Source organism: Roseateles sp. NT4 (genome assembly GCF_051857475.1).
Lineage (GTDB): Bacteria > Pseudomonadota > Gammaproteobacteria > Burkholderiales > Burkholderiaceae_C > Pelomonas.
In genome coordinates this window covers 339,058-361,390 of sequence record NZ_JBPZGZ010000001.1, presented here as the reverse complement: position 1 = coordinate 361,390, position 22,333 = coordinate 339,058, and the positions used below count along the sequence as shown (strand labels likewise).

At 68.3% G+C, this 22,333-nt stretch carries 20 protein-coding genes, 1 tRNA gene and 1 pseudogene; 9 read left to right on the top strand and 13 right to left on the bottom strand.

Annotated features, from left to right (window positions below):
• Window positions 1-3: 3 nt before the first annotated feature.
• Window positions 4-495: a hypothetical protein gene (locus tag ACS5PN_RS01670; RefSeq protein WP_439462205.1), complete on the bottom strand. Its 492-nt coding sequence runs from the start codon at window positions 493-495 to the stop codon at window positions 4-6.
• Between the two features lie 56 nt (window positions 496-551).
• On the bottom strand, window positions 552-1,685 hold the full coding sequence (locus tag ACS5PN_RS01665; protein ID WP_439462204.1) for a beta-ketoacyl-ACP synthase III: 1,134 nt from the start codon (window positions 1,683-1,685) through the stop codon (window positions 552-554).
• A gap of 84 nt (window positions 1,686-1,769) precedes the next feature.
• Here ACS5PN_RS01665 and ACS5PN_RS01660 point away from each other — a divergent pair, with 84 nt between their 5' ends.
• Complete coding sequence (locus ACS5PN_RS01660; RefSeq protein ID WP_439462203.1) at window positions 1,770-3,077, top strand: DUF3422 family protein; 1,308 nt, start codon at window positions 1,770-1,772, stop codon at window positions 3,075-3,077.
• Here ACS5PN_RS01660 and ACS5PN_RS01655 read toward each other — a convergent pair.
• On the bottom strand, window positions 3,067-3,825 hold the full coding sequence (locus tag ACS5PN_RS01655) for a DeoR/GlpR family DNA-binding transcription regulator (RefSeq protein WP_439462202.1): 759 nt from the start codon (window positions 3,823-3,825) through the stop codon (window positions 3,067-3,069). The two genes, ACS5PN_RS01660 and ACS5PN_RS01655, sit on opposite strands and share 11 nt — an antisense overlap.
• A 60-nt stretch (window positions 3,826-3,885) precedes the next feature.
• On the opposite strand from ACS5PN_RS01655, the pseudogene ACS5PN_RS01650 reads away from it, so the two are divergent.
• From ACS5PN_RS01650 to ACS5PN_RS01640, 3 genes and pseudogenes are all read left to right on the top strand, one after another.
• Window positions 3,886-4,488: pseudogene (locus ACS5PN_RS01650) on the top strand (NUDIX domain-containing protein); the annotation flags it as partial.
• Between the two features lie 529 nt (window positions 4,489-5,017).
• Complete coding sequence (locus ACS5PN_RS01645; protein ID WP_439462201.1) at window positions 5,018-5,995, top strand: GMP reductase; 978 nt, start codon at window positions 5,018-5,020, stop codon at window positions 5,993-5,995.
• Window positions 5,996-6,093: 98 nt separating this feature from the next.
• Complete coding sequence (locus ACS5PN_RS01640; protein ID WP_439462200.1) at window positions 6,094-7,584, top strand: amidase; 1,491 nt, start codon at window positions 6,094-6,096, stop codon at window positions 7,582-7,584.
• Here the strand turns inward: ACS5PN_RS01640 and ACS5PN_RS01635 are convergent.
• From ACS5PN_RS01635 to ACS5PN_RS01620, 4 genes are read right to left on the bottom strand one after another with little or no spacing between them, the layout of a single operon-like run.
• On the bottom strand, window positions 7,581-8,657 hold the full coding sequence (locus ACS5PN_RS01635) for a sensor histidine kinase (protein ID WP_439462199.1): 1,077 nt from the start codon (window positions 8,655-8,657) through the stop codon (window positions 7,581-7,583). The genes ACS5PN_RS01640 and ACS5PN_RS01635 overlap by 4 nt on opposite strands.
• Window positions 8,654-9,367 (bottom strand): response regulator transcription factor, encoded by a 714-nt coding sequence (locus ACS5PN_RS01630; protein ID WP_439462198.1) that lies wholly within the window; start codon window positions 9,365-9,367, stop codon window positions 8,654-8,656. Before ACS5PN_RS01630 ends, ACS5PN_RS01635 begins: the two co-directional genes overlap by 4 nt.
• A 6-nt stretch (window positions 9,368-9,373) precedes the next feature.
• A complete protein-coding gene (locus tag ACS5PN_RS01625; RefSeq protein WP_439462197.1) occupies window positions 9,374-9,661 on the bottom strand; it encodes an ATP-binding protein in 288 nt (95 codons plus the stop codon).
• The gene (locus tag ACS5PN_RS01620; RefSeq protein WP_439462196.1) at window positions 9,661-10,101 is read right to left on the bottom strand and encodes a hypothetical protein; all 441 of its coding nucleotides are present in this window, start codon (window positions 10,099-10,101) and stop codon (window positions 9,661-9,663) included. Before ACS5PN_RS01620 ends, ACS5PN_RS01625 begins: the two co-directional genes overlap by 1 nt.
• 309 nt (window positions 10,102-10,410) lie before the next feature.
• On the opposite strand from ACS5PN_RS01620, the gene ACS5PN_RS01615 reads away from it, so the two are divergent.
• Together ACS5PN_RS01615 and ACS5PN_RS01610 are read left to right on the top strand one after the other, a co-directional pair.
• The gene (locus ACS5PN_RS01615; RefSeq protein WP_439462195.1) at window positions 10,411-12,168 is read left to right on the top strand and encodes a CocE/NonD family hydrolase; all 1,758 of its coding nucleotides are present in this window, start codon (window positions 10,411-10,413) and stop codon (window positions 12,166-12,168) included.
• Window positions 12,169-12,262: 94 nt separating this feature from the next.
• Window positions 12,263-15,076 (top strand): valine--tRNA ligase, encoded by a 2,814-nt coding sequence (locus tag ACS5PN_RS01610; RefSeq protein ID WP_439462194.1) that lies wholly within the window; start codon window positions 12,263-12,265, stop codon window positions 15,074-15,076.
• Between the two features lie 7 nt (window positions 15,077-15,083).
• Here the strand turns inward: ACS5PN_RS01610 and ACS5PN_RS01605 are convergent, their stop codons facing one another.
• Entirely contained in the window at window positions 15,084-16,034 is a 951-nt protein-coding gene (locus ACS5PN_RS01605) for an NAD(P)-dependent oxidoreductase (protein ID WP_439462193.1), read from the bottom strand.
• 84 nt (window positions 16,035-16,118) lie between these two features.
• Between ACS5PN_RS01605 and galU the strand changes: the two genes are divergently transcribed.
• The gene (gene galU / locus ACS5PN_RS01600) at window positions 16,119-17,012 is read left to right on the top strand and encodes a UTP--glucose-1-phosphate uridylyltransferase GalU (protein ID WP_439462192.1); all 894 of its coding nucleotides are present in this window, start codon (window positions 16,119-16,121) and stop codon (window positions 17,010-17,012) included.
• 1 nt (window position 17,013) lies between these two features.
• Here galU and ACS5PN_RS01595 read toward each other — a convergent pair whose 3' ends face one another.
• From ACS5PN_RS01595 to cysM, 4 genes are all read right to left on the bottom strand, one after another.
• Window positions 17,014-18,708: a hypothetical protein gene (locus ACS5PN_RS01595; protein WP_439462191.1), complete on the bottom strand. Its 1,695-nt coding sequence runs from the start codon at window positions 18,706-18,708 to the stop codon at window positions 17,014-17,016.
• 128 nt (window positions 18,709-18,836) lie between these two features.
• Window positions 18,837-19,064: a sulfurtransferase TusA family protein gene (locus tag ACS5PN_RS01590; protein WP_439462190.1), complete on the bottom strand. Its 228-nt coding sequence runs from the start codon at window positions 19,062-19,064 to the stop codon at window positions 18,837-18,839.
• A gap of 4 nt (window positions 19,065-19,068) precedes the next feature.
• On the bottom strand, window positions 19,069-19,611 hold the full coding sequence (locus ACS5PN_RS01585) for an NUDIX domain-containing protein (protein ID WP_439462189.1): 543 nt from the start codon (window positions 19,609-19,611) through the stop codon (window positions 19,069-19,071).
• Window positions 19,608-20,504 carry a cysteine synthase CysM gene (cysM, locus tag ACS5PN_RS01580; RefSeq protein WP_439462188.1) on the bottom strand — a complete coding sequence of 299 codons (897 nt, stop codon included), beginning with the start codon at window positions 20,502-20,504 and terminating at the stop codon, window positions 19,608-19,610. Before cysM ends, ACS5PN_RS01585 begins: the two co-directional genes overlap by 4 nt.
• A 93-nt stretch (window positions 20,505-20,597) precedes the next feature.
• On the opposite strand from cysM, the gene ACS5PN_RS01575 reads away from it, so the two are divergent.
• Both ACS5PN_RS01575 and ACS5PN_RS01570 read left to right on the top strand, forming a co-directional pair.
• A tRNA-Leu gene (locus ACS5PN_RS01575) sits at window positions 20,598-20,682 on the top strand.
• A 94-nt stretch (window positions 20,683-20,776) separates the two neighbouring features.
• The gene (locus ACS5PN_RS01570; RefSeq protein WP_439462187.1) at window positions 20,777-21,370 is read left to right on the top strand and encodes a rhomboid family intramembrane serine protease; all 594 of its coding nucleotides are present in this window, start codon (window positions 20,777-20,779) and stop codon (window positions 21,368-21,370) included.
• Here the strand turns inward: ACS5PN_RS01570 and ACS5PN_RS01565 are convergent.
• Window positions 21,367-22,227, bottom strand: a complete 861-nt coding sequence (locus ACS5PN_RS01565; protein WP_439462186.1) for an NAD-dependent epimerase/dehydratase family protein — start codon at window positions 22,225-22,227, stop codon at window positions 21,367-21,369. The genes ACS5PN_RS01570 and ACS5PN_RS01565 overlap by 4 nt on opposite strands.
• Window positions 22,228-22,333 lie beyond the last annotated feature (106 nt).

The window sequence follows — 22,333 nt, the reverse complement described above, 5'->3', positions numbered from 1 at the left end:
AGGCTAGAGGCCGGCGATCTGCATCTTCAGCACGTACTGCATATTGCAAGGCTTGCCGGCGCAGCGGCCCGGCTTGAAGGGTGTGGCCGCCAGCACCCGTGCCGCGAAACGCGCGAATTCGGCATCGACCTTGCCGAAGGTGTCCACATGCCTGACCTTGCCGGCGCTGTCCACGTCGGCCACCAGCGTCAGCTGGCCCAGGGACGCCTGCTTGGCCGTCTGCACGGCCTTGAAGACCGGCAGCAGGCCGTCGGCGGGATAGGGTGGTTCGTCGCCGGCCGGCATGGCCTCGTAGTTGGCCCTGACCTTGGCCTTCTCGCCGGCATCGAGTTCCGCATAGCGGCGGTTCAGCGGCAGGCCTTCGGCTCGGCCCGAGGTCCCCAGGATGTGCGAGCCGACCTCGGCGACCCTGAATTCGAACTGCTTGGGCGCCTGGGCTTGAGCCAGGCCGGCCACGAGCGCCAGAACGAGACCGGCCACGAGTTGTCGATTCATGATCATCCCCAGAGGCAATGGGAGCTGAAAGATAACCGAACGGCCGGCGGCCACGCTCAGCGCTTCTTCACGACGACGCTGCCGATGGAATAGCCCGCGCCGAAGGAGCAGATGACCCCGGCCTCGCCGGCCTTGAGATCGGCCCGGTGCTCGTGGAAGGCGATGATGGAACCGGCAGAGGCTGTGTTGGCGTACTCGTTCAGGATCAGCGGCGCGACATCGTCGCCGGCGTCCGCTCCCACCAGCTTCTTGATGACGAGCTGGTTCATGCCCTGGTTGGCCTGGTGCAGCCAGTAGCGACGCATCTGCGTCGGCTCCAGGCCCAGCTTGTGCAGATGGGCCTCGATATGCGCCGCAGCCATGGGAACGACTTCCTTGAAGACCTTGCGGCCCTCCTGGTAGAAGGTCAGGTCGCGGTCGGCGGGATCGCGGTCTTCGGCGCGGTTCATGAAGCCGAAGTTGTTGCGGATGTTGCTGCTGAACTGCGTGGCCAGCTGGGTACCGAGGATCTCCCACTGGTCAGGCCCGGTGGCGTCTTCAGCGCGCTCGACGATGAGGGCCGTGCAGACGTCGCCAAAGATGAAATGGCAGTCGCGGTCGCGCCACTCGAGGTGGGCCGAGGTGATCTCGGGGTTGACCACGAGCACGCATTTGGAAGCACCCGAGCGCACCGCATTGAAGGCTTGCTCCAGGGCAAAGGTGGCCGAGGAGCAGGCCACATTCATGTCGAAGCCGTAGCCGCCAGCACCCAAGGCCTGCTGGATCTCGACCGCCATGGCCGGATAGGCGCGCTGCATATTGGCGCTGGAGCAGAGCACGGCGTCGATGTCGGCCCCGGTCTTGCCGGCCTGCTCCAGAGCCTGTTTGGCGGCCACGACGGCAATCTCGGCCATCAGCGAGATCTCGCTGTCGCCGCGCGGTGCGAAGCGAGGGTACATGCGCGTCGGGTCCAGCACGCCGTCCTTTTCGATGACATAGCGCTGCTTGATGCCCGAAGCTTTCTCGATGAACTCGACGCTGGAGTGCGTCAGGGCGACACGCTCGCCCGCCGCAATGGCCTCGGCATGCTCGGCGTTCTGCAGGTCGGCATAGGCATTGAAGGCCTCGACCAGCTCGGCATTGGTGATGACGTGGGGCGGGCGGTAGATGCCGGTGCCGGAAATGACGACGGGCGGGAACGAAGCTTGCATGAGGAGGACGCCCTGCTGATGTACGAAGCCTGGAATTTTATCGACCACACCCATTGCCTTCTCTAGGCACTAGCCTGGGGCCCCATGCACGAAGACAGCCTGCTCCCTCCCGACGACGCCCTGCGCCTGGCCCTGCACAACGAGGTGCATGCCCGGCCACCGGCGCGCATCCGCCTGCCGGCCGTCATCGTGCACATCGCCGTGCTCAACGACGGTGTCAGCCGCAAGGACGAGCATGCCCATCTGCGCCAGTTGCCCGGCCAGCACGATCTGGCCCTCGAAGCGCTGAACGCCAACTTCCTGCGCCTGCGCTGCGGCGAGTTCTCGCTGAAGTGGGAGCGCCATGCCGAGTTCACGCGCTATGCGGTGGTGCAGCCGCTGCCCGCCGATGCGGTCGCCAGTGCCCAGACCCTCGATAGCCTGGCCCTGCGCGCCCCCGGTGACTGGCTGGGCCGCATCCCGGGTCGCACCTTTGCGGCCATCAAGCTCGTCATGATCGAGCGCCCGCTCACCTTCGCGCCCAGCGCGCTCGCCGAAGCCCGCGACTGGTTCGGCGCCCATGCCGTCGTCGCGTCGACCATGGGCGGCCATTCGCTGGTGGTGACCGATTTCTGCCTGCGTGCCACCGGCTTCGAGCACATCGTCGTGCTGGCCGAACCCGGCACGCCCGAGACCCGCGCCGGTCGCATCTGCCAGCGCCTGCTGGAGCTGGAGACCTACCGCCTGATGGCCCTGCGCGGCCTGCCGGCGGCCAAGTCCCTGGGCGGCACGCTGGCCGAGGTGGAGGCAACACTGGCCAACATCACCGCACGGCTGGAGACACGCGGCGCATCGGAAGCCGAGCTGCTGGACGACCTGATCTCGACGGCCGCCCGCATCGAGCATGCGACGGCCTCGCACCAGTACCGCTTCGCCGCCACCCAGGCCTACCAGGCCATCGTCGAGGCACGCATCGAAGAGCTGCACGAAGGCAAGGTGGCCGGCACGCAGAGCCTGGGCGAATTCATGCAGCGCCGACTCTCGCCGGCCATGGCGACGGTCAACGCAACGGCCCAACGCCTGGCCGGGCTGTCGCAGCGCATCTCACGCGCCAGCGCCCTGCTGCGCACGCGGGTGGACATCGCCACCGAGGCGCAAAACCAGCAGCTGCTGGCCCAGCTCAACAGCGGCCAGGCCACCCAGCTGCGCATGCAGGCCACCGTCGAAGGCCTGTCCATCGCGGCCATCACCTATTACGTCGTCAGCCTGCTGCTCTACTTCTTCAAGGCCCTGAAGGCCGAGGGCTGGCTGCCGGTGCAGCCCGAACTCGCGGCCGGCGCGGCCATTCCCTTCGTGCTGCTGGCCGTCTGGCAGACGACACGGCGCATCCACCGCAAGTTCTTCAGCCACTGAGCTGCACGTCCAGGCCCGGCAGGCGCAGCGCGTCGAGCTGTGCCGGGTCGGCCTGCGGCGTGACGATGAGGGTGGAAAGCGCCGACAGCGGCGCCACGCGATAAGGCGAGACCTTGCCCAGCTTGTCGCTGCTGGCCATCAGCACCGTCTCGGCGGCGCTGGCCATCAGCAGGGCCTTGACCTGGGCCTCCTCGGCGTCGCCGGTGGACAGGCCGAAGCCGGCCTCCACGCCCGTCACGCCGAGGAAATAGCAGTCGGCCCGCAGCGCCTGGATGGCCTGGGCCACGCCCGCGCCGACGGCCACGCCGGAATGCTTGAAGAGGCGCCCGCCCAGCATCAGCACCTCGACCGTCGGATGCTCGATCAGCGCCGCGGCGATGACGGGGCTGTGGGTCGCCACCGTGGCACGCAGCGTGGCGGGCAGTTGCTGGACCATGGCCAGGGTGCTGGTGCCGCCATCGATGAAGACGAGCTGGCCGTCGGCAATCAGCGAGGCCGCATGCCGACCCAGGGCCTGCTTCTCGTCGACCGCGATGCTGCTGCGCCGCGCCAGGTTGACGAGGGCGGGCGACACCGGCAGCGCGCCGCCGTGCACGCGCTGCAGGGCGCCACGGGAGGCGAGATCGCGCAGGTCGCGGCGGACGGTGTCCTCCGATACCTGCAGGCGCTCGGCCAGCTCGCGCGCCAGCACCCGGCCTGCGCGCTGCAGTTCTTCCAGGATGTCCAGGTGGCGTTGCTCGGTCAGCATCTTTGGGATTGCATGGTTTTGCATGATTGTGCATGATTTGTTTTCAAGTCAGGAAATAACATGCAAGACCAGATCCATTCACGCATTGCCACCCTGCCCCTGCCGGAACGGGTACGCGTCCAGCAGGAGCGGCTGCTGTCCGACAACTGGTACACGCTGAAGACGACCCGCTTCGACTTCCTGCGCAGCGATGGCCAATGGCAGACCCAGGACCGCGAGACCTATGACCGCGGCAACGGCGCATGCATCCTGCTCTACCAGCGCGCCCGCCGCCGCGTGCTGCTGACGCGGCAGTTCCGCTATCCCGTCTTCGTGAATGGCTGGCAGCATTTGATGGTGGAAGTGGTCGCCGGGCTGCTGGACGAGAACGACCCCGTCAGCTGCATCCGCGCCGAGGCCGAGCAGGAGGCCGGTGTGAAGCTCCGCGAGGTGCAGCCGCTTTTCGAGTCCTATATGAGCCCGGGTTCGGTGACCGAGAAGCTTCACTTCTTTGCGGCCGAGTACGAGGACGGCGATCTCGTCGGCGCAGGCGGCGGCCTGGTCGACGAGGGTGAGGACATCGCCCGCTTCGAGATCGGCTTCGACGAGGCCATGCGCCAGGTAGAGGCGGGTGGCATCGTCGATGCCAAGACCATCATGCTGCTGCGCTGGGCCGAGCGGCATGTGTTCGGACCGGCACCTCAGCCGGGACCGCTGCTGGTCTTCATTGCCGGGCCCTACCGCAGTGGCACGGGCGACCGCGAGGAGCTCATCGCTGCGAATGTGAAGGCCATGCAGGACGCCGCCGTGCAGGTGGCCGCCCGGGGCCATGTACCCGTGCTGGGCGAATGGGTCACGCTTCCGCTGATCGCAGCGGCAGGCGGCCAGCGGGGCGATGCGACCTGGGACCGTTGGTTCCATCCCAATGCCCAGGCCCTGCTGCAGCGATGCGACGTTGTGCTGCGGATCGGCGGCGACTCTGCCGGCGCCGATGCCATGGTCCAGGCCGGATTGGCTCGTGGCCTGACGGTGATTGAAGGCCTCGACTCCTTGGTCGCTCAGTCTGCGTAGAATCAATCACCGGGCCCAAATTTTGGCGTCCGGTTTTTTTTGCCCGCTGCAAACGTGGGTGATGAGCCGGCAGAGCCAAGTCAAGCGCTCGCAGCCCAGGTCGTGCACTGCCAAACGCGCGCCGCAACTGTGAACTTGAACCATGGAAATCTTCGACTACGACAACATCCTGCTGCTGCCGCGCAAGTGCCGCGTGGACAGCCGCTCCGACTGCGACACCTCCGTGCAGTTCGGCCCGCACCGCTTCAAGCTGCCGGTCGTGCCGGCCAACATGAAGACCGTGGTGGACGAGCCCATCACCGAGCTGCTGGCCCGCGAGGGCTACTTCTACGTGATGCACCGCTTCGACCTCGACAGCCTGGCCTATGCCAAGGACATGCGCGACAAGGGCCTGCTGGTGTCCCTGAGCGTCGGCGTCAAGCCGGCCGACTACGAGTTGGTGGACAAGCTCGCCGCCGAGGGCGTCGGCGCCGACTACCTGACCATCGACATCGCCCACGGCCATGCCGAGAGCGTGCAGCGCATGATCGGCCACATCAAGCAAAAGCTGCCCGAGACCTTTGTCATCGCCGGCAATGTCGGCACACCTGAAGGCGTCATCGACCTCGAGAACTGGGGGGCGGACGCCACCAAGGTCGGCGTCGGCCCGGGCAAGGTCTGCATCACGCGGCTGAAGACCGGTTTCGGCACCGGCGGCTGGCAGCTGTCGGCGCTGAAGTGGTGCTCGCGCGTGGCCACCAAGCCCATCGTGGCCGACGGCGGCATCCGCCACCACGGCGATATCGCCAAGAGCGTGCGCTTCGGTGCCAGCATGGTCATGGTCGGCTCGCTGTTCGCGGGTCATGAAGAGTCGCCTGGCACGACGGTCGAGGTCGACGGCAAGCTCTACAAGGAGTACTACGGCTCGGCCTCAGACTTCAACAAGGGCGAGTACCGCCACGTCGAGGGCAAGCGCATCCTGGAGCCGGTCAAGGGCAAGTTCGCCGACACGCTGCGCGAGATGCAGGAGGACCTGCAGAGCTCGATCTCGTATGCGGGCGGCACGCAGCTGGCAGACCTGAAGAGGGTCAACTACGTGATCCTCGGCGGTGAGAATGCGGGCGAACATCTGTTCATGTGATCACCTGCGGAACGCAGGGGAGCACCTCGCGCTCTGCACGAGGTCCGCGGGCCGGCGTAGCCAGAACGCCGGCAAACACCTGTTCATGTAAGCCGAGCATGGACTTCGCCACCTACCGCCGTCACGACGCAACCTCACTGGCGGCCGAAGCAGCGGCCGCCAGGGTCAAGCCAGAAGCCCTGCTCGACCTGGCCCTGACCCGGCTGGCCGAAGTCCAACCCGCACTCAACCCGGTCTGCCGGCTGATGGAAGCCGAGGCCCGCGCCCAACTGGCGCGAGGCGCCGGCCAAGGCCCGCTGGCCGGCGTGCCCTGGCTGATCAAGGATGTGGCCCAGGACTACGCCGGCGTACCCACCAGCTGGGGCAGCCGCGCACTGACCGCCCTGCCCCCGCCGCGTGAACATGCGCATACCGTGCGTCGCATGCTGGACGCCGGCGTCGTCATCTTTGGCAAGACCAATGCGCCCGAGCTGGGGCTCAAGGGCGTCACCGATCCCCTGGCCTTCGGTCGCAGCAGCAACCCCTGGGACGCAACGCGCACGCCGGGCGGCAGCAGCGGTGGCTCGGCGGCGGCCGTGGCTGCGGGTGTCGTGCCCATGGCCGCGGGCAATGATGGTGGTGGCTCCATCCGCATTCCGGCCGCCTGCTGCGGTCTGGTGGGCCTCAAGCCCTCGCGCGGTCGCGTGTCGGTCGGTCCGGGCCAGGGCGAGATCTGGTTCGGCGCCTGCAGCGAGGGCGTCATTTCACGCAGCGTGCGCGACACGGCCTTGGCGCTGGACGTTCTCAGCGGCCCCGAACGGGGTGATGCCATCGCCCTACCCTCGCCAACCACGTGCTTTGTCGACCAGATGCGCTCACCGCTGCGGCGCTTGCGCATCGCCTGGTGCGCCGACTCGCCCATCGGCGAGCCGGTGCACGACGAGGCTCGCCTCGCGGTCGAGCGCACCGTCTCGCTGCTGAAGGGGCTGGGCCACGTGGTCGAGCCGGCGCGGCCCGACCTCGACGGCCGCGCCCTGGCCAACAGCTTTCTGCACATCTACTTCGGCCAGGTGCCGGCCGCACTGAGCCGCGCCGTCGCCCAGGGCGGCCGCGAAGCCGACTTCGAGCCACTGACGCGGTTGATTGCGACCCTCGGTCGCGCCACCAGCGCCGAGAAGCTGACGGCAGAGCTGCTGCGCTGGAACGACTACGCCCGCAGCCTCGCCGCCCTGCACTCGCGCTACGACCTCTATCTGACGCCGACCCTGGCCTCGCCACCGGTACTGCACGGCACCGGCGACCCGCCGCCGGCCCAACTCGCCGTGCTGGGCGCGCTGCGCGCCTCGGGGCTCCTGGGCCTGCTCAAGCGCGCCGGCCTGCTGGACGGGGTTGTGCAACAGATGGCCACCGACAGCCTGCGCCATGTGCCCTTCACCCAGCTCGCCAACCTGACCGGCACGCCCGCCATCTCCCTGCCCCTGCACTGGACGAGCGAGGGCCTGCCGCTGGGTGTGCAGTTGGTTGCTGCGCCGGGCGAGGATGGGTTGCTTCTGCAACTGGCCGCCGAGCTGGAAACGGCCCAGCCCTGGTTCGACCGCGCGCCGAATTAAGCGAAGCGCACCGAGGCTTCGAAGCCCGGCTCCGCATTGCGCAGTTCCAGCCGTCCGCCATGGGCTTCCGCCACCAGCCGGCACAGACACAGGCCCAGGCCCACGCCGCCGCCATGGCGGGTGCGCGCCTCGTCCGGCCGGTAGAAGGGCTGGCCCAGCTGAGGCAACGAATCGGCCGGCACGCCCGGGCCGAAATCACGTACGGTCAGGCGCACGCCCGATCCCTCGCGGGCCAGGCTGAGCTGCACAGGCCCGCGCGTCGCATCGTTGTGGCGCAGCGCGTTCTGAACGAGGTTGCGCAGACAGAGCTGCACGCGCAGCCTGTCGATCTGCACCACCGGCAGATCGGGTTCGACATGCAGCTCCAGGCCGGGCTGCGCCTGCTCGCGCGCCAGCGCGGCGAGGTCGCAGTCGGACAGCTGCAGCGCGCTGTGCCCGCTGCCCAGACGCTCGCTTTCCAGCAGGGCCGTGATGAGGTCGCGCATCTGCGCCAGCTCGTCCAGCAGCGCGTCGCGCGAGGCGCCTTCGCCCACCAGTTCGGCGTGCAGGCGGGCGCGCGTCAGCGGGCTGCGCAGTTCATGGCTGATGGCCAGCAGCAGGGCGCGCTTGCCGTCCAGCATGGCCTGGATGTCGGCCGCCATCTGGTTGAAGCGCACGGCCAGATCGCCGATCTCGTCGCCATGGATGACGGGCACGCGGTGCGAGAACTCGCCGCGGCGGAAGGCCTCGGCACCGATGGCCAGGGCATGCAGGGGCCAGACCATGTGGCGGATCATGCCGAAGGCAAAACCCGTGACGACCAGCAGGGCGGGCACGGCCCACAGCAGGCCGTAGGGACTGCCCATGCAGGCCCACAGGATGACGCTGCTGGTGCAGGCCAGCACGATGAAGATGGCGATCAGCCGCGCGCCCAGCGAATGCTTGAAGCGCCTGTGCTGGTGGTGCCAGCGCTGGTGCCAGCGGTGGCGCACACGCCAGCGGTAGTCCCAGTCGCGGCCCATGCGACGGGCCCGCTTGGCCTTCTTTCGCTCCCAGCGCTCGCGCCAGCGGTGGTCATAGGGATGCTGCTTCATGCCTGCTTCTCGGGCAGTGCGAAGCAATAGCCTGCATTGCGCAGCGTCTTCAGCGCGGCCAGAGGCTCCAGCTTGCGGCGCAGGCGGCTGACGAGGATGTCGACGGCGCGCGTGAACAGCTCCGCCTCCTGGCCGCGCAGGCGGTTCAGGATGTCGTCGCGCGAGAACACCTTGCCGGGCTCGCGGGCCAACATCAGCAGCAGCTCGTACTCGGTACCGGTCAGCTCGACCAGGCCGCTTGCGCACTTGACCTCGCGGCGCGTGGTGTCGATCTCCAGGCCCTCGAAGCACAGGCGCGCAGTGGACACGGCGACGGCCGGTGCGGCCGGCGGCGCAAAACGCGTGCGGCGCAGGATGGTCTGCAGGCGCGCGGCCAGTTCGCGCGGCTCGAAGGGCTTGGGCAGGTAGTCGTCGGCCCCCAGCTCCAGGCCGACGACGCGGTCGGTCAGGTCACCGCGCGCGGTCAGCATCAGGATGGGCATGTCGCGCCAGGCATCGTTGCCGCCACGCAGCCGCTTGCAGAACTCGAACCCATCCATCTCGGGCAGCATGCCGTCGAGGATGAGGGCGTCGAAGCGCTCGGCCGCCAGCCGCTCCAGCGCCGCACTGGGGCGCGTCACGGCTTCGAGTTGCAGGTCGAAGCGGGCCAGGTACTGGGTCAGCGGCCCGGCGAGGGCCTCGTCGTCGTCAATCAACAGCAGTCGGTGCATAAGGGACTATTTGACCCGCACCAGGGTGATGGCCTTCTCGGGACAAGCGCTGACGCAATGGCCACAGGCCTCGCAGGCCTCGGCGTTGGGCGTGAAGGCCTGCTCCCAGCCGTGCGCCATGCCGCGCAGCTTGCCGAACAGGCTCAGGTCCTGGCGCTGCTCGGGCGCCAGCTTGCCCAGGGTGAAGACGTTGAAGGGGCAGACGGCCACGCAGTCGCCCTTGCCCTCGCAGCGGTTGCGGTCGATGTGGGGCGCAAAGCGGCCCCGTGGCTGCTTGCCGCAGTGGACGTCCATCACGCCACGTCGCCATGGCGGCGCGAATGGCTGAAGCGCCGCATCATGAAGCGCAGCACCTGGCGTTGCTCGTTGTCCAGCGAGTCAAAGAACTCGGCGAAGGCGCCGATGAGGCCAGGCCCGGCAGCCCGCACCGCGTCGAGCTTGGCGTCCAGCAGCTGCTGGGCCGACTCGCGCGGGAACTGCTCGCCGGCGATCAGGCCAACCAGCTCCGGGCCGCGGGCCATGCCCTTCATGGCATCGCGCTGGTTCTGGATCATCTCGATCCAGCTGGCGAAGCGGCGCTGCTGCTCGCTGTCCAGGTCCAGCTTGGCGCCGACTCGGGCCATGAGGAGGTGGGCGAAGCCATCAGCATGACGGCCGAAATGATGGCCGTGATGGCCGTGGCCAAAGTGGTGATGGAACTCGTGGTGGGCGTGCCAGCGACGAAAAAAGTTCATGGTGTGCTCCGTGGGTGCTCGAGACCCGGTGGTTGGGATGGCATGCATGTTTCCCGTCAGCGCCTGCCAGAGCATCTCGACGCGGTATCGCCTTTTTTCGTTTTGTTTCGCCCGCGGGCCTCGCTAGCACGCCCGGCCGGCGGGTCGCCCTCCCCAAACCCGCATGAACGTCCCGTCGCCGCAACGTCAAGCATGGCGGGCGGGATTTCCCCAGGCATCAGCCTGCCCAGACCTCGAAAAATAAAACGAACGGTCGTGCTTTTATCGGGGAAGCCGACCGTCTTCACATCACCCCGATGGAGACAAGCCATGAACGTTTCTGTGCAGGGCTGGCGCGTGCGCGCCGCCCGGGGAGCGGCCCTGTTGGGCTGCATGTTGAGCCTCGGCCTGGGCCAGGCCCAGGCCACCAACCTGAGCTGCCGCGCCGCCACGCCGCTGGAAGCCGTCACCTACACCACGCCGCTGGCCATGCCGGGCGTGATCTCACCCAAGGACGGCACCTGCTTCATCAACAACCTCAAGGTGACCCGGCCGGACGGCGTGAGGCTGGCCGCCAACGTCTTCCTGCCGGCCGGCGCCAGCAGCGGCTCGGCCACCAAATACCCGACGGTGATCTTCGTCACCAGCTGGGCCGTGGCCGACTTCTTCGAATACCTGGGCCAGCAGCAGCGCCTGGCCCGTGACGGCTACATCGCCGTGGCCTACACGGCCCGCGGCTTCTGGGATTCGGAAGGCACCATCGGCGTGGCCGGCCCGGTCGACGTGGCCGATGTCAGCGGCGTGCTGGACTGGACCCTGGCCCAGACGCCGGCCGACCCGGCCCGCGTCGGCGCCGCCGGCATCTCCTATGGAGCCGGCCTGTCCCTGCTGGCCCTGGGCGCCGAGCCGCGGCTGAAGACCGCCGTAGCGCTCTCGGGCTGGGCGACCCTGCTCGACCAGATGTACCGCAACCAGGTGCCCAACCCCACCTGGCTGGACATCCTGCAGATCTCCGGCCAGCTGACCGGTCGCCTGGACCCCCTCGTGGCCGAGTACAACGCCGCCATCCAGAACCCCGACACGCCGGCATCCAAGCTCGCCGAGATCACCGCCTGGGGCTGGCCGCGCTCGCCGGCCAGCGCCGTGGCCGCCATCAACGCCCGCGGTGCGCCGGTCTTCATCGGCAAGAACTGGCAGGACGACATGTTCTCGCCCAATTCCTCGCTGGCCCTGTTCAGCCAGCTGACCGGCCCCAAGAAGCTGATGCTGCAGCCCGGCATCCACGCCTCGGCCGAGATCCCCGGCGCGCTGTTCGACGTCGACAACGCCATCTGGGACCAGGCCCACCGCTGGTTCGACCGCTGGCTCAAGGGCAAGGCCAATGGCATCGAGAACGAACCCAAGGTGTCGCTGCAGCCCAAGTTCCAGGGCTACCGCGAAACGCTGTCGACCTGGCCGGCGCCCGAGCTGCGCGCCCTGGATTACCAGATCACGCCGCGCGGCAGCGTGCGCTGGGAGCTGAGCTGCTTGTGCTGGCGCGGCATCACCGGCGATCTGCAGACCGGCACCCGCAGCACCAGCGGCCGCGACAGCATCAACAACGCGCTGGACACGACGGCCACGACCGGACCCATCCCCGTGCTGTCGCCCCTCGCCGAGAGCGTCGGCTTGCCGGTCATCAACCAGATGACGACCGTGCTGCCGGCCTTCGGCGTGCGCTACGAGGGGCCCTGGCTCAGCCAGACGCTGAAGCTGCGCGGCGCGCCGACGCTGAAGCTCAAGGCCATCCCGTCGCAGAAGCGCGGCATGCTGGTGGCCTATCTCTATGACGTCGACCTGCTGGGCTTCGGCACGCTGATCACCCATGGCGCCCGCGCCGTGCATGCAGCCACGCCGGGCCAGTCGCAGGACTTCAGCTTCGACATGGTCGCCACCGGCTACGACGTGCCGGCCGGCCACCGCCTGGTGCTGGTCTTCGACACCCAGGACAGCCTGTACGGCCCGCCGGTGCGCGCGGGTGAGCGCTTCGACATGGCGCTGGACTTCAGTAGCGGCACGCCGCTGCAATTGAAGCTGCTGACGCGCTGATGGCGCCCAGGGGGTCGCCCGGTGCGGCCCCCTACAATCGCGGACCCCCGAAAAGCCCTCTTTTCGCCCCAGCTTCACAGCGGGCGACGCCGCGATGACCGAACTTGCCAAGTCCTTCGAACCCGCCGCCCTGGAAGCCCATTGGGGCCCCAAATGGGAAGCCGCCGGCCTCTATGAGCCGACCCTGGACCCGGCCAAGCCCTCCTTCAGCATCCAGCTGCCGCCGCCGAACGTCACCGGCACGCTGCACATGGGCCACGCCTTCAACCAGACGGTGATGGACTCGCTGACGCGCTACCACCGCATGAAGGGCGACAACACGCTGTGGGTGCCAGGTACCGACCATGCCGGCATCGCCACGCAGATCGTCGTCGAGCGCCAGCTTCAGGCCGCCGGCCAGAGCCGCCACGACCTGGGCCGCAAGAACTTCGTCGCCCGCGTCTGGGACTGGAAGCAGGAATCGGGTAACACCATCACCAGCCAGATGCGCCGCCTGGGCGACTCGGTGAGCTGGGGTCACGAGTACTTCACGATGGACGAGAAGCTCTCGACCGTCGTCGTCGAGACCTTCGTGCGCCTGTTCGAGGAAGGCCTGATCTACCGCGGCAAGCGCCTGGTCAGCTGGGACCCCATCCTGCAGTCCGCCGTGTCGGACCTGGAGGTGACCAGCGAAGAAGAAGACGGCTCGCTGTGGCATATCCGCTATCCGCTGGCGGACGGCTCAGGTTCGGTCGTGGTGGCCACCACGCGCCCCGAAACCATGCTGGGCGACGTCGCCGTCATGGTCCACCCCGAGGACGAGCGCTATGCGGCCCTGATCGGCAAGCTGGTCAAGCTGCCGCTGACGGACCGTGAGATCCCGGTGATTGCCGACGACTACGTGGATCGCGAGTTCGGCACCGGCGTCGTCAAGGTCACGCCGGCCCACGACACCAACGACTACGCCGTCGGCCAGCGCCACAAGCTGCCCATGATCGCGGTGCTGGACCTGCAGGCCAAGATCAACGACAACGCGCCCGAGACCTACCGCGGCCTGGACCGCTTCGTCGCCCGCAAGCGCGTGGTGGCCGACCTGGACGCGCAAGGCCTGCTCGTCGAGGTCAAGAAGCACAAGCTGCAGGTGCCGCGCTGCGAGCGCACCGGCCAGGTCATCGAGCCCATGCTGACCGACCAGTGGTTCGTCGCCGTGACCAAGCCCAGCGCCGACGGCAAGAGCATTGCCGACAAGGCCATCGCCGCCGTCGAGACCGGTGCGGTCAAGTTCCACCCCGAGCAGTGGGTCAACACCTACAACCACTGGATGGGCAATCTGCAGGACTGGTGCATCTCGCGCCAGCTGTGGTGGGGCCACCAGATCCCGGCCTGGTATGGCACGGGCGGTGAACTCTTCGTCGCACGCAGCGAGGAAGAAGCGCAAGCCCGCGCCAAGGCCGCCGGGTATCTGGGCGAGCTGACGCGCGACCCGGACGTGCTGGACACCTGGTACTCCTCGGCCCTGGTGCCCTTCTCCACGCTGGGCTGGCCGCAGAAGACGCTGGAGCAGGAGCTCTTCCTGCCTTCGTCGGTGCTGGTCACCGGCTACGACATCATCTTCTTCTGGGTCGCCCGGATGATCATGATGACGACCCACTTCACGGGCCAAGTGCCCTTCAAGGACGTCTACATCCACGGCTTGGTGCGCGACTCGCAGGGCCAGAAGATGAGCAAGTCCGAAGGCAATGTGCTGGACCCGGTCGACCTCATCCAGGGCTGCGACCTGGACACGCTGACGGCCAAATCGACGGTCGGCCTGCGCAAGCCCGAGACGGCACCCAAGGTGGCCGCCCGCGTGAAGAAGGAATTCCCCGAAGGCATGCCGGCCTACGGCGCCGACGCGCTGCGCTTCACGATGGCCTCGTATGCGTCCCTCGGCCGCAACATCAACTTCGACACCAAGCGCTGCGAGGGCTACCGCAACTTCTGCAACAAGCTCTGGAACGCGACCCGCTTCGTGCTGATGAACACCGAGGGCCAGGACTGCGGCCTCGCGCACGAGCAAGGCGCCTGCCCGCCGGGCTACAACAGCTTCTCGCAAGCCGACCGCTGGATCACCAGCGAGCTGCAGCGCGTCGAAGCGACCGTGGCCCAGGCTTTTGCCGAGTACCGCCTCGACAACGTCGCCAACGCCATCTACAGCTTCGTCTGGGACGAGTACTGCGACTGGTATCTGGAGATCGCCAAGGTGCAGATCCAGACCGGCGACGAGAGCCAGCAGCGCGCCACCCGCCGCACGCTGATCCGCGTGCTGGAAACGACGCTGCGCCTGCTGCATCCCATCGCGCCCTTCATCACCGAAGAGCTGTGGCAGACCGTCGCTCCCGTTGCTGGCCGCAAGGCGACCGACTACATCGGCCAGGCGCCCTACCCCGTCGCCCAGCCCGAGCGCATAGACCCCGCCGCTGACGCCTGGATGGCCCAGCTCAAGGAAGTCGTCGGCACGACGCGCAGCCTGCGCAGCGAGATGAATCTCAGCCCGAGCGACCGCGTGCCGCTGCTGGTGGGCGGCGATCTGAGCTTCCTGACCGAAGCGGCCGCAGTGCTGAAGGTGCTGGCCAAGCTGGCTTCTGTGGAGCTGATTGCCGACGAGGCCGAGTTCGCCAAGCAAAGCGCCACCTCGCCCGTGCTGCTGCACGGCGCCGCCAAGCTGGCGCTGAAGGTCGAGATCGACGTGGCCGCCGAGCGCGCCCGCCTGACCAAGGAAGCGACCCGCCTCGAAGGCGAGATCGTCAAGGCCGAGGCCAAGCTGGGCAACGAGGGCTTTGTCGCCCGTGCGCCGGCGGCTGTCGTGGAGCAGGAGCGTGCCCGCGTGGCCGGCTTCAAGGAAACCGTGGTGCGCCTGCGCGAGCAGCTCGCCCGCCTGCCGGCCTGATCCCGGCCTAGTAGTAGTCGAGGGCCGCCTTCTGGGCGGCCTTCTTCTTTCCGCCGGACGGCGCGCCCAGCAATTCATCCAGCCCACGTGCCACCGCCCACGCGGCGCGCACGCGCGACTCGCGCGTCGTGCCCGCCAGCCGCGGCGTGACCTGCAGGGTCGAGAGGCCATGCAGAGGCCGGCCGGCTTCCAGCCAGCCCGGCTCCAGGCTGTCGAACCAGGCCGCGCGCAGCTTGCCGCCGCGCAAAGCCCGGCCCAGGGCCTCTTCGTCGACGACGCCGGACTGGCTCAGCCCGACCAGCACCTGGCCGGCGCGCACATTGGCCAGCTGGCGGTCGCCGATGAGGCCGCGAAAGCGCGGGAAATAGGGCTGCAGCAGCACCAGGCCGTCGCTGTACTCGACGAGGTCGCCCAAGGAAACCGACTCGATGCCCCAGCGCGCCCAGGTCGCGTCGCTCGGGTGCAGGGCCGGGTCGTAGCCGATGACGCGCGCGCCGAAGGCATGCAGCAGCTGGGTCAGCACCTGGGCCGTGGGCGTCAGACCCAGCACGCCAATGGTCGAGCAGCCCAGCTCACGGCCCACCTTGAGGCCGTCACTGCCCTCGATGGGCACACGGCGCAGCAGGCTGAGCAGGGCCCCGATGGCGAACTCCGCCTCGGCGCTGGCCGTGGACGACTGGGAACGCACCACCTCCACCTGCGCCTTGCGGCAGGCCTCGATGTCGATGTTCTCGGCGCCGCCGCTGGCGCGGCCGATGGCCCGCAGCGTCGGGGCCGCGCGCAGCAGCTCGGCATCGATGCGGACTTCGGGCGGCGCCACCAGGGCGCGTGAGTCCTGCAGGGCCTCGACCAGACCGTCCGGGTCACCCACAAGTTCGGGCGCAAAGCGGGCGTCATGGCGCTCGGCCAGCCACTGCACCACCTCGGCTTCCAACGGTTCCAGGATCAGGACTGTCATGTTTGGGATTGGGTGGGCGTCCTACGCTGACCGTCACACCCCGCATGACAGAATCCGCGCGCCCCTTCAAACGAGTTTACGTTCATGGCTTCTTCGCCCAAATCGCCGATCACCAAAGCCATCTTCCCGGTCGCCGGCCTCGGCACCCGCTTCCTGCCGGCCACCAAGGCCCAGCCCAAGGAGATGCTGCCGGTCGTCGACAAGCCGCTGATCCAGTACGCGGTGGAAGAAGCCTATGCCGCCGGCGTGCGCGAGATGATCTTCGTGACCGGCCGTCACAAGCGCCCCATCGAAGACCATTTCGACATGACCTTCGAGCTCGAGGTGGCTCTGGAGAACGCCGGCAAGCAGGAGCTGCTGGACGTGGTGCGCTCGGTCAAACCCGACGACATGGAATGCATCTATGTGCGCCAGGCCCAGGCCCTGGGCCTCGGCCATGCCGTGCTGTGCGGCCAGCGCCTGGTGGGCAACGAGCCCTTCGCCGTGCTGCTGGCCGACGACCTGATGGTGGGCCCGACCCCCGACCGGCCCATCCTGAAGCAGATGGTGGAGCAGTTCGCCGACTGGCGCGCCTCCATCCTGGCCGTGCAGGAAGTGCCGGCCGAACACACCCGCCGCTACGGCATCGTCGCCGGCACCCAGGTCAACGACCAGCTGATGGACGTGAACCGCATCGTCGAGAAGCCGGCGCCGGAAGCCGCGCCGTCACGCCTGGGCGTGGCCGGCCGCTACATCCTGACGCCGGGCGTCTTCCACGAGATCGCCAACCAGCCGCGTGGCGTGGGGGGCGAGATCCAGCTGACCGACGGCATCGCCGGCCTGCTGCGCCGCGAAAAGGTGTTTGCCTACCGCTACGACGGCAAGCGCTATGACTGCGGCAGCAAGGAAGGCTTCCTGCAGGCCAACGTCGAGCTGGCCCTGGCCCACCCGCAACTGGGCGCGGGCTTCAGGGAATTCCTGCAGGGCCTTTCGCTCTGAATCAATTCGGGCAGGACAGCAGGAAGTCCCAGGCCGTGCCGGAATTCGGCGCGGTCATGGCGACGAAGAGGGTCGTCTGCGCCGTGATCGACACGGCCTTGCCGCCGCTGCCCGACACCAGCCCGCCCGTCGAGAAGACGGCGCGGCGGCCCGAGGCGTCGAGGGCATAGACATCCATGCGATCGGGAATGGTGTACATCTCGTACTGGATGTTGACCGAGCCGGCCTTGGCGCCCATCGAAAACGCATAGGAGAACGAGCCCTGGCCGCCGGACTGCTGCTGCGTCTGGCACTGGCCCAGTGGCACGTCCGCCCCGCTCAACTGCCCCGTGCGCCCCCTGCTGTCGCTGTAGCTGCCGTTCAGCGACCCGCCCGACAGGTTGCCCTGCAATTGGGCCGTGGCCGTGCCGCCGTCCTGGGTGCCGCTGACATTGAGCCGGCCATCCTTGCCCAGCGTGCCGCTCATGCCGAAGGTCTCGCCGGCGTTCGTCGCGACCATGCCGCTCACCTGCGTGTCGGCTGCCGGCATGCGGCCGACCGTGGGCAGGGTGGAGGCTGACGTGAAGCCCACGGTGGCGCGCGTCCCGGCGTCGCGCCGCTCGGTGCGCAGGTCGGCCGGCGGCGCCAGCGTGGCGCCGGAAGCGAGGGTGCTGGTCGAGTCGCGCAGCTCCTGCACGAAGTCCGTGCCACGCTGCCAGGCACTCGCGACGCGCGCCCGCAGGTTGTCCATCGCCGAGGGCGCCGCGTCATCCAGCAAGCTCTGGCCGGCGTCCTGTCGCACCTCGTTGATGAGTCGCTGGCCGCCCTGCTGAGCCGTCCAGCCACCCACCAGCAAGGCCAGGCTGGAAGCGCTGACGCCGATGCCGACCGCCTGGCAGCCCGGCACGAAGCCGGCACAGGCTGCGCCCAGCACGAATCCCGTCAGCAGGCGGCCGCGGTTGTGCTGGGTCCAGGATGGCAGGGAGTTGTTCCATGCCTCGGTCACCAGGTCCAGGCCCGTCCCGGTGTCGTTGCCGGCCAGAACCTGGCGCAGTTCGAGCCCCGCGTCCACGAGGGCGGCCTTGCGCGGCAGCACCGCCTGCAGATTGTCCGGCAGGGCTTGGGCGGCCTCGAGCACCATGCCCGGCAAGGTGCCGACGTCCTTGGGCGTCAGCGCGAAGGCGGCTTGCTGCTGGCCCGTGATCTGCCCCGTCAATTGGCCGGCCAGTGTGGCGGTGCCGGCGATGCGCGCCAGCGTCAGCTTGCCGTCGGCCGCGGTGGCCACCAGATAGGCCGACTGCACCTGCCCGGCGGCATCCACCTCGGTGGCGATCAGCGTCGAATCCGTCCAGGCCAGCGTCCAGGACTTGCCCGTGGCGTCGTCGACGATGCGTGTCAGCTCCCCCTTGTCGTCATAGAAGCTGCGCACCGCGGCGCCCTTGCCGTCCTTCATCAGCGTCTGCGCGGGCAGCCGTTTGCCGGCCGTGTTGGTCTGCAGCCAGTAGTCGATGCTGGCGCCCTTGCCGTTCTCGATCGTCGCGACCGCATCGGCGGACGACGTCACGGTGTAGGCGCGCGCAGTCAGGTCGGCCGCGGCAGGGGCCGGCGCCGGAGCCGGGCTCGACGCGGGTGCCGTCTCGCCCGAACCGCCGCCACCGCCGCAACCGACAAGGCAAAGCACGGCACAGGCCAAAGGAGAAATCAGGGTGGTCTTCATCGTGGCTCCTCAAAACAGGAGCCGCGATTGCAGCCGCGTCGCCACGGCACCAACACCTCAGAGTTGACGAAGCCCGGCGGCCTCTCGTCAGCTTTGTGGGTCAGCTTTGTGGAGGGTTCAGCGCAGCCTCAGCGCCGGCGCAGCACGTGGATGAATTCGTCGGACCGGGTTTCCTGGGCCACGAGTTCATTGCCGGTCTGGCGCGCAAAGGCCTGGAAGTCGCGCGTCGAGCTCGGGTCGGTAGCCACGACACGCAGCAATTCGCCGCTCTGCATCTCGGCCAGGGCCTTCTTGGCCTTCAGGATGGGCAGGGGACAGTTCAGGCCCCGGGTGTCGATCTCGCGTTGGACGTCCATCGGATCATTCTCGCTTCATGTCCTGCAGGTCGAGCCATTTCGGCTCGATGTCTTTGCTGCGCAGCCAGGTCGCCAGCGCCTGGCCCGTGCCCTGGGGCCAGCAGCGCACGTCTTGCGGCGCGATCAGCTTGTACTCGGCCAGTTCGGGCGAGAGCTGGATCTCGCCGCGCGCCGCCGCATGGTAGGCAATGATGATCTGGTTCATGCGCTGGAAATCCCAGACGCCGAGCAGCTGCAGTGAATCGACTTCGAGCGAGGTCTCCTCCGCGATCTCGCGGCGAATGCCTTCCTCGGGGGATTCGCCGGCCTCCATGAAGCCCGTGATCAAGCCAAAGAAGCGCCCCGGCCAGGCCGCATTGCGGGCCAGCAGCACCTGGCCGTCGCGATCGGTGCATTCGATGACGGCGGCCAGTACGGGCGTCGGGTTGTTCCAGTGCGTGAAGCCGCAGGCCGGGCAGCGCAGGCGCTGCTTGTCGCCGCCGTCCTCGGCCAGCGTGATGAGGGCCAGCTCGGTCGCGCAGTCCGGGCAGAAGCGATAAGGCTTCATGCGGGGAACACCCCCGTGGACAGATAGCGGTCGCCGCGGTCGCAGACGACAAACGCGATGGTCGCGTTCTCGACGCGGCGGGCAATCTGCAGCGCCACCCAGCAGGCGCCCGCCGCCGAGATGCCGGCGAACAGCCCCTCCTCGCGGGCCAGCCGGCGCGCCATGTCCTCGGCGTCGCTCTGGGTGACGAGCACGGTCTCGTCGATGCCGCTCGGGTCGTAGATCTTGGGCATGTAGGCCTCGGGCCATTTGCGGATGCCCGGGATGCGCGAGCCTTCCGCCGGCTGGGCGCCGACGATGCGCACCGCCGGGTTCTTCTCCTTCAGGAAGCGCGACACGCCGGTGATGGTGCCCGTCGTGCCCATGGCGCTGACGAAATGGGTGATCCGGCCGCCGGTGTCCTTCCACAGCTCCGGGCCGGTGGTCTCGTAATGCACGCGCGGGTTGTCGGCATTGGCGAACTGGTCCAGCACCCGCCCCTTGCCTTCGCGGGCCATCTGTTCGGCCAGGTCGCGGGCGTATTCCATGCCGCCGGTCTTGGGCGTCAGGATGAGTTCGGCGCCAAAGGCTTTCATGGTCTGGGCGCGCTCGATGGACAGGTCCTCCGGCATGATCAGCACCATGCGGTAGCCGCGGATGGCCGCCGCCATGGCCAGGGCGATGCCGGTATTGCCCGAGGTCGCCTCGATCAGCGTGTCGCCAGGCTTGATCTCGCCGCGCTCCTCAGCGCGCTTGATCATGCTGATGGCCGGCCTGTCCTTCACCGAACCGGCCGGGTTGTTGCCCTCCAGCTTGGCCAGAACCACATTGCCACGGGCATCGGCTCCCAGCAGGCGCTGCAGGCGCACCAGGGGCGTCGCGCCGATGACGTCTTCGAGGGTCGGATAGTTCATGCGGTCGATTGTGGCAGCGGGACCAAATCCCGAGCCTTGACGAGTGCATAATCCGCCCCTCGCCGCAATGGCGAGAAAAGCTGTTTCCGACGGGCCTCGGTGGCGAAATCGGTAGACGCAGGGGACTCAAAATCCCCCGCCGCAAGGTGTGCCGGTTCGAGTCCGGCCCGAGGCACCAGACGAAGCAGCAAGCCAAGCCCTGGCATACTCAAAACGGTAAGCACCGGCTCTCCCGGTGCAGGCGCCCTCCCCGGGCGCACAGCCGTCGCCCCATGCCCCCGCTGCCTTCGGTCACCAAAGCCTTCATCCTGGCCTGCGTTGGTGCCTTCTGCTTCTTCGAACTGTTTCCCAGCCTGGCCTTCTGGTTTGAGTTGTGGCCGCTGACGTCGGGGGCTTTCATGCCCTGGCAGCTGCTGAGCTATGTCTTCCTGCATGGCAGCTTCACCCATCTGCTGTTCAACATGCTGGGCCTGTGGATGTTCGGTGGTGAGTTGGAGCGCGTCTGGGGACCCAAGCGCTACACGCAGATCCTGATCGCCAGCGCGCTGACCGCCGCGCTGGTGCAGTTGCTCTTCACCTGGGTCATGCGCACCAACTCCGCCACGGTCGGGGCGTCGGGGGCGATCTTCGGGCTGCTGCTGTCCTTCGGCATGCTGTTCCCCAACCGCATCATCGTGCCGCTGATCCCGCCCATCCCGATGAAGGCCAAGTACTTCGTCGCCATCTTCGGCGGCCTGGAACTCATCCTAGGCACACGCATCTTCGATTTCGGCCCGCCCAACGTGGCCCACTTCGCCCACCTGGGCGGCATGCTGGGCGCGTGGCTGCTGATCCGCCACTGGCGCTCGCCGCGCCGGCGCGGCTAAAGACCTTCGCGAGGCGTCGGGTAGCGCAGCTTTAATCGCAGCTCGCGCTTCATGCGGGCGTTGCCCAGCCGGCGTGATTCGCTCCAGAAGCTCAGCTGCATCGCGCTCATTCGCTCGGACGCCTCGGCGCGCGTGATGCGCTCGGGCCGCGCCAGGCCGGTGAGATCGGCGGCCAGGTCGAAGTAGTCGCCCATCAACAGCTGGCTGTCGTCACAGACATTCACCGCGCGCTGCGCCAGGCCGCGCAGCAGCGCGAGCAGGCAGGCATGCGCCAGGTCATCGGCATGGATGTGGTTGGTGAACACATCGTCCTCGCGCCTGAGCACCGGCGTGCCCCGCGCCAGCCGCTCGCGCGGATGACCGCCTTCGCGATCCCGGGCATAGATGCCGGGGATGCGCAGCAGGCTCACGCGCGCGCCGTGGCGGCGGCCGAAGGCGCGCAGTTGAGCCTCGGCATCCACGCGGCGGCGCGCGCGGTCGGTCGCCGGGTTCAGTGCCCGGGTCTCATCGATGAGGGCACCGCCGCAGTCGCCATAGACGCCGGTCGTGCTGGCATAGACCAGGGCCGCGGGCGGCCTGCGCGACAACGCCGCCAGCAGATGGCGGGTGCGCAGGTCGGCTTCGCCGTCGCGGGCGGGCGGCGCCAGATGCAGCACAAGTTCAGCCAGGCCGGCCAATCGCGCCAGCGTTGCAGCGTCGTCGAGATTGCCCACCAGCGGTACGGCACCCGCCTGGCGCAGCACTGAGGCCCGATCGGGTGACGAGGTCAGTGCAAACACGCGCCATCGCCCCGCCAGCAGCTTCAACACGCGCAGGCCGACATCGCCGCAGCCAATGATGAGGAGTCGTGGGGTCATATCAGCGGCGCCCGGCCGCCCGAAGGCGCTGAGCGCCCCCTCGGGGGGCAGCTCGCCTGGCGAGCGTGGGGGTCAACATGTCTCTCGGGCAAAATGGCGGGCAGTC

Bases quoted from the DNA above. Each gene is read 5' to 3' on its own strand.
- ACS5PN_RS01670 (WP_439462205.1), bottom strand. From the start codon at position 495: ATGAATCGACAACTCGTGGCCGGTCTCGTTCTGGCGCTCGTGGCCGGC.
- ACS5PN_RS01665 (WP_439462204.1), bottom strand. From the start codon at position 1,685: ATGCAAGCTTCGTTCCCGCCCGTCGTCATTTCCGGCACCGGCATCTAC.
- ACS5PN_RS01660 (WP_439462203.1), top strand. From the start codon at position 1,770: ATGCACGAAGACAGCCTGCTCCCTCCCGACGACGCCCTGCGCCTGGCC.
- ACS5PN_RS01655 (WP_439462202.1), bottom strand. From the start codon at position 3,825: ATGCTGACCGAGCAACGCCACCTGGACATCCTGGAAGAACTGCAGCGC.
- ACS5PN_RS01645 (WP_439462201.1), top strand. From the start codon at position 5,018: ATGGAAATCTTCGACTACGACAACATCCTGCTGCTGCCGCGCAAGTGC.
- ACS5PN_RS01640 (WP_439462200.1), top strand. From the start codon at position 6,094: ATGGACTTCGCCACCTACCGCCGTCACGACGCAACCTCACTGGCGGCC.
- ACS5PN_RS01635 (WP_439462199.1), bottom strand. From the start codon at position 8,657: ATGAAGCAGCATCCCTATGACCACCGCTGGCGCGAGCGCTGGGAGCGA.
- ACS5PN_RS01630 (WP_439462198.1), bottom strand. From the start codon at position 9,367: ATGCACCGACTGCTGTTGATTGACGACGACGAGGCCCTCGCCGGGCCG.
- ACS5PN_RS01625 (WP_439462197.1), bottom strand. From the start codon at position 9,661: ATGGACGTCCACTGCGGCAAGCAGCCACGGGGCCGCTTTGCGCCCCAC.
- ACS5PN_RS01620 (WP_439462196.1), bottom strand. From the start codon at position 10,101: ATGAACTTTTTTCGTCGCTGGCACGCCCACCACGAGTTCCATCACCAC.
- ACS5PN_RS01615 (WP_439462195.1), top strand. From the start codon at position 10,411: ATGAACGTTTCTGTGCAGGGCTGGCGCGTGCGCGCCGCCCGGGGAGCG.
- ACS5PN_RS01610 (WP_439462194.1), top strand. From the start codon at position 12,263: ATGACCGAACTTGCCAAGTCCTTCGAACCCGCCGCCCTGGAAGCCCAT.
- ACS5PN_RS01605 (WP_439462193.1), bottom strand. From the start codon at position 16,034: ATGACAGTCCTGATCCTGGAACCGTTGGAAGCCGAGGTGGTGCAGTGG.
- galU (WP_439462192.1), top strand. From the start codon at position 16,119: ATGGCTTCTTCGCCCAAATCGCCGATCACCAAAGCCATCTTCCCGGTC.
- ACS5PN_RS01595 (WP_439462191.1), bottom strand. From the start codon at position 18,708: ATGAAGACCACCCTGATTTCTCCTTTGGCCTGTGCCGTGCTTTGCCTT.
- ACS5PN_RS01590 (WP_439462190.1), bottom strand. From the start codon at position 19,064: ATGGACGTCCAACGCGAGATCGACACCCGGGGCCTGAACTGTCCCCTG.
- ACS5PN_RS01585 (WP_439462189.1), bottom strand. From the start codon at position 19,611: ATGAAGCCTTATCGCTTCTGCCCGGACTGCGCGACCGAGCTGGCCCTC.
- cysM (WP_439462188.1), bottom strand. From the start codon at position 20,504: ATGAACTATCCGACCCTCGAAGACGTCATCGGCGCGACGCCCCTGGTG.
- ACS5PN_RS01570 (WP_439462187.1), top strand. From the start codon at position 20,777: ATGCCCCCGCTGCCTTCGGTCACCAAAGCCTTCATCCTGGCCTGCGTT.
- ACS5PN_RS01565 (WP_439462186.1), bottom strand. From the start codon at position 22,227: ATGACCCCACGACTCCTCATCATTGGCTGCGGCGATGTCGGCCTGCGC.